Consider the following 4,440-nt stretch of genomic DNA (forward strand, 5'->3'; position numbering starts at 1 on the left):
AGGACCGCGCAGGTGCGACGCCCGGATCGGGGCAAAAGAATAGCCGGTGTCACCACAGGCAAGGACCGCGCAGGTGCGACGCCCGGATCGGGGCAAAAGAATAGCCGGTGTCACCAGAGGGACACCGGCTTGAAGGCGGGGTGGGTCTTGTGACGGGGCCGGACGACCTCCTGCCGACCGGGAACCTCGTCTGTTATGGCTGCTGATGCCAGCGCAAAAGCATCTTGCATGCCAATCTTTTCATTGCATCAGAACAATTACTTGCCGGGTGCCCGCGGCGCAGCCGCCGGTTTTCCGGCGCCGGCGTCCGCAAAACGGCGTCAAAAATGCAAGGCCGATGGCATTTCGGGAATGCAGCGGCGGGCGGGGTGCTGCAATCCGCAGCCCGCCGGCGAGCTGCAGCGCAGGATGCCAGCGGGCTCCCGTTCACCGGCTCAGGGCCGGGCCGGCAGCACGCGGTTCAGGAAGGCGCCGATGTCGCGCAGTTCCTCCCAGCAGACCTCGTGGCCGATCGGATAGTCGTGCCATTCGGGCTGCCAGCCGAGCTGCACCAGCCGGTCGCGCGTCGCCGTGCCGCGCGGGAAGCGCACGACGGCATCGATCTCGCCGTGCGCGAGGAATACCGGCGTCGCGGCGTTGGCCGGGCTGCGCTCGGCGGCGAGCGTCGCGGCAAGCGGCAGATAGCCCGACAGCGCCAGCAGCCCGGCCAGGCGTTCCCGATGGCGCAGGCCGGTGTGCAGCGCCATCGCCGCGCCCTGCGAGAAGCCGGCGAGCACGATGCGCGCATCCGGGATGCCGCGGGCGTTCTCGCGCGCGATCAGCGCCGTGATCTGCGCGGCCGAGGCGCGGATGCCGGCAGCATCCTCGCTGACCGGGCCATCGAAGCCGAGGATGTCGTACCAGGCGCGCATCACGAAACCGCCGTTGACGGTCACCGGCCGGCGCGGCGCGTGCGGGAACACGAAGCGGATCGTGTGTCCCGGCGGCAGGCCGAGTTCCGGCACCACCGGCTCGAAGTCGTGGCCGTCGGCGCCGAGCCCGTGCAGCCAGATCACGGTGGCGGTCGCCGGTACGGCGGATTCGATTTCGACGGTCGGCAGCAGCTCGCTCATCTCGGGACACCTGTCGGTACGGAGGGGGAAGGGTGCAGTGTAAGCGCCGCGGTATACTCGCCGGCCCATCCGCCTGCCGTCGCCGGAAACCTCCGCCATGCCCCGCACCGTGTCCGCCCGTTCCGTGCTGCTCGTCCTCGCCGCGCTGCTGGCGTTCACCGTCGCCGGCTGCGGCCAGAAGGGCGATCTCTACCTGCCGGGCGGCAAGCCGCAGAAGGTCGAGCGCAAGCCGACCTGAGCCGGCCGCAGCCGCCCGCCGTTCCGTCCACCCGGGGATCCGCGTCATGGACCATTTCGAATACCGCCAGGGTCAGCTGTACGCCGAAGACGTGCCGGTCGCCGACCTCGCCCGGCGCTTCGGCACGCCGTGCTACGTGTACTCGCGCGCGACGCTGACCCGGCATTTCCGCGTCTTCGACGACGCCTTCGGCAGCCATCCGCACCTGGTCTGCTACGCGGTCAAGGCCAACGGCAACCTCGGCGTGCTGAACGTGCTCGCGCGCCTCGGTTCGGGCTTCGACATCGTCTCGGTCGGCGAGCTGGAGCGCGTGCTGGCCGCCGGCGGTGATCCGGGCAAGGTGGTGTTCTCCGGCGTCGGCAAGCGCGAGGACGAGATCGCCCGCGCGCTGGAGGTCGGCATCCGCTGCTTCAACGTCGAGAGCGAGGCCGAACTCGAACGTCTGCAGCAGGTCGCCGCCGCGCACGGCGTGCAGGCGCCGGTCAGCCTGCGCGTGAACCCCGATGTCGACGCCGGCACGCATCCGTACATCTCCACCGGTCTCAAGGAGAACAAGTTCGGCATCGCCATTGCCGATGCACCGGCCGTCTACGCCCGCGCCGCCAGCCGGGCGAACCTGCGCGTGACCGGGGTCGACTGCCACATCGGCTCGCAGCTGACCACGCTCGCGCCGTTCACCGACACGCTCGACCGGCTGCTGCTGCTGGTCGAGCGGCTCGCTGCCGACGGCATCGGCATCGATCACATCGACCTCGGCGGCGGCATCGGCATCCGCTATCGCGACGAGCAGCCGCCGCACCCGAGCCAGCACATTGCCGCGGTGCTCGAACGCCTGGCCGGCCTGCCGTACGCGGTCTACGTCGAGCCGGGCCGTGCGATCGTCGGCAACGCCGGGCTGCTGCTGACGCGCGTCGAGTTCCTGAAGTGTTCGGAACACAAGAACTTCGCGATCGTCGATGCGGCGATGAACGACCTGATCCGGCCGTCGCTGTACTCGGCGTGGATGGAAATCATCCCGGCCGACGCGACGCTCGAACGCGCGCAGCAGCGCTACGACGTGGTCGGCCCGATCTGCGAGACCGGCGACTTCCTCGGCAAGGACCGCGAACTCGCCGTGGCCGAAGGCGACCTGCTGGCCGTGCGCTCGGCCGGGGCCTACGGCTTCACGATGAGCAGCAACTACAACGCCCGCCCGCGCGCCGCCGAGGTGCTGGTCGATGGCAGCGAGGTCCATCTGGTGCGCGCGCGCGAATCGCTGGCGAGCCTCTATGCCGGCGAATCGGTACTGCCGGCATGAGCTTCACCAACCCCGGCCCCGATGCCATCCGCGCCCGGCTCGCGCAGGTGCGCAGCATCGCCGTCGTCGGCCAGTCGGATTCGCCGGGCCGGCCGAGCTACGGCGTCGCCCTCGGTCTGCAGGGGCTTGGCTACCGGATCATCCCGGTCAACCCGCGCCTGAACCACGCCCTCGGCCTGCCCGCGTACGCCTCGCTCGACGAACTGCCGGCCGTGCCGGATCTGGTCGACGTGTTCCGCGCCTCCGAACACGTCGCCGGCATCGTCGACGACTGCATCCGCCTCGGCGTGCCGGCGCTGTGGCTGCAGGATGGCGTCATCGATGCCGCCGCCGCGCGCCGTGCGCAGGCGGCCGGCATCTTCGTGGTCATGGACCGCTGCCTGTGGCGCGACTGCGTGCAGCTCGGCGTGCGTGCGGCCTGCTGATCGACATGAGTTGCAATTCAGCAACTGTGCTTAACAGCTACACAACAACTCCTATCATCCCCGCAACGCCACCATATCCGCAGGTGGCCTGACCGCAATCCGCAGCGGACCCGGGGGAGACAAGGAACATGAAGCACGCCTGCCTGATCGCCGGCGCACTGTACGCCGCGATGACAATGCCCACTCAGGCCAAAGACCTGTTCGAGCTGGGCCTGAGCGTCGACAGCGCGCCCGAGGTGCGCGAAGGCTTCACGACGATCAGCGACCTGTTCGACGCCCTCTCCACCGAAGGGCTGACGCAACTGTCGCCCGGCTATACGGAATCCTCGCCGGCGACTGCCGCGCTGTACGTGCGCGGCCTGCCGGCCGAAGCCTCGTTCCAGTCCGGATCGACGACGCTGCGCTTTCGCGTGCCCTCGCTCGGCATCGACGTGAGCTTCACCGGCGAAACCCGCGACGACAGTCGTGACCAGTTCGAGGACTACATCAAGGCCAACGGCGGCGACATCCTCAAGCGCATGCTGAAGGAGCTGGCCCGTGTGTCACCGGTCGACCCGGTCGCCGGCAATCCGGGCAGTTTGATGGCGCAGATGGGGGCGCAGGATTTTGCCGATGCTGCCAGTGTCAGCGGCAATCCCGGCGGGACCGGTTCCTCAGGCAACCTGTTCGGCATCGGTCTCGGCTATGACAGCAACTCGCTCGGCCCCTATGACCAGAACGTCATGCGCCTGCCGCTGAGCTTCGGCTTCGACCTGAGCAACGGCTACCGGCTGACGCTGTCGGCACCGATCTATCGCGTCGAATCCGAAGGCACCGACAGCTACGGCGCGAGCTTCGGCGCGGCACTGCGCATTCCGCTGACGGCCGACTGGGCGCTGACGCCGGCGCTGCGCGTCGGCGCGGCCGGCTCCGGCGATCTCGGGAGTGCCGCCGCGCTGTACTCGGGCTCGCTGACCAGCCGCTACGTCTGGCATTTCGCCGGCGGACTCGATCTCGGCATGACCAACCAGCTCGCGCTCTACCAGTCGCGCTCGATCAGCGCCGGTGACTACGAGGCCGACTACGACCTGTCGAACCGCAGTCTCAAGAACGGCCTCGACCTCGCCGGGCCGCTGAACGGCACCTTCCTCGGCAACGGCGCCCAATGGCGGGCCTGGGTCATCGACACGCGCTTCTACGGCGACGAGCTGTACTCGAACTCCTGGCAGGAATACGGCGTGTCGGTCGGCACGCGCGTGCAGGCCGGCGCGATCGTCTACGAGCAGATGAACCTCGGCGTCAGCTATCTCAACGGCGAGAACGACGTGAGCGGCCTGAAGCTGAACTTCGGCTACCGGTTCTGAGGCAGGCGGCCGCAATCCGCCCGCT

5 protein-coding genes are annotated in these 4,440 nt (G+C 68.9%); 4 read left to right on the top strand and 1 reads right to left on the bottom strand.

Annotation, left to right across the window (positions count from 1 at the left end; translation table 11 throughout):
* Positions 1-434: 434 nt before the first annotated feature.
* Positions 435-1,112, bottom strand: coding sequence for a carboxylesterase (locus PKE44_RS13330; RefSeq protein WP_324551990.1), 678 nt, complete (start codon positions 1,110-1,112; stop codon positions 435-437).
* Positions 1,113-1,209: 97 nt separating this feature from the next.
* On the opposite strand from PKE44_RS13330, the gene PKE44_RS13335 reads away from it, so the two are divergent.
* From PKE44_RS13335 to PKE44_RS13350, 4 genes are all read left to right on the top strand, one after another.
* Entirely contained in the window at positions 1,210-1,350 is a 141-nt protein-coding gene (locus tag PKE44_RS13335) for a lipoprotein (RefSeq protein ID WP_324551992.1), read from the top strand.
* A gap of 46 nt (positions 1,351-1,396) precedes the next feature.
* Positions 1,397-2,647, top strand: a complete 1,251-nt coding sequence (gene lysA, locus PKE44_RS13340) for a diaminopimelate decarboxylase (RefSeq protein ID WP_324551995.1) — start codon at positions 1,397-1,399, stop codon at positions 2,645-2,647.
* The gene (locus PKE44_RS13345) at positions 2,644-3,072 is read left to right on the top strand and encodes a CoA-binding protein (protein WP_324551997.1); all 429 of its coding nucleotides are present in this window, start codon (positions 2,644-2,646) and stop codon (positions 3,070-3,072) included. Before lysA ends, PKE44_RS13345 begins: the two co-directional genes overlap by 4 nt.
* A 128-nt stretch (positions 3,073-3,200) precedes the next feature.
* On the top strand, positions 3,201-4,415 hold the full coding sequence (locus PKE44_RS13350; RefSeq protein ID WP_324551999.1) for a hypothetical protein: 1,215 nt from the start codon (positions 3,201-3,203) through the stop codon (positions 4,413-4,415).
* Positions 4,416-4,440: the final 25 nt, after the last annotated feature.

This window comes from Plasticicumulans sp. (assembly GCF_035331805.1).
Classification (GTDB): domain Bacteria; phylum Pseudomonadota; class Gammaproteobacteria; order Competibacterales; family Competibacteraceae; genus Plasticicumulans.

Bases quoted from the DNA above. Each gene is read 5' to 3' on its own strand.
- PKE44_RS13350 (WP_324551999.1), top strand. From the start codon at position 3,201: ATGAAGCACGCCTGCCTGATCGCCGGCGCACTGTACGCCGCGATGACA.
- PKE44_RS13330 (WP_324551990.1), bottom strand. From the start codon at position 1,112: ATGAGCGAGCTGCTGCCGACCGTCGAAATCGAATCCGCCGTACCGGCG.
- lysA (WP_324551995.1), top strand. From the start codon at position 1,397: ATGGACCATTTCGAATACCGCCAGGGTCAGCTGTACGCCGAAGACGTG.
- PKE44_RS13345 (WP_324551997.1), top strand. From the start codon at position 2,644: ATGAGCTTCACCAACCCCGGCCCCGATGCCATCCGCGCCCGGCTCGCG.
- PKE44_RS13335 (WP_324551992.1), top strand. From the start codon at position 1,210: ATGCCCCGCACCGTGTCCGCCCGTTCCGTGCTGCTCGTCCTCGCCGCG.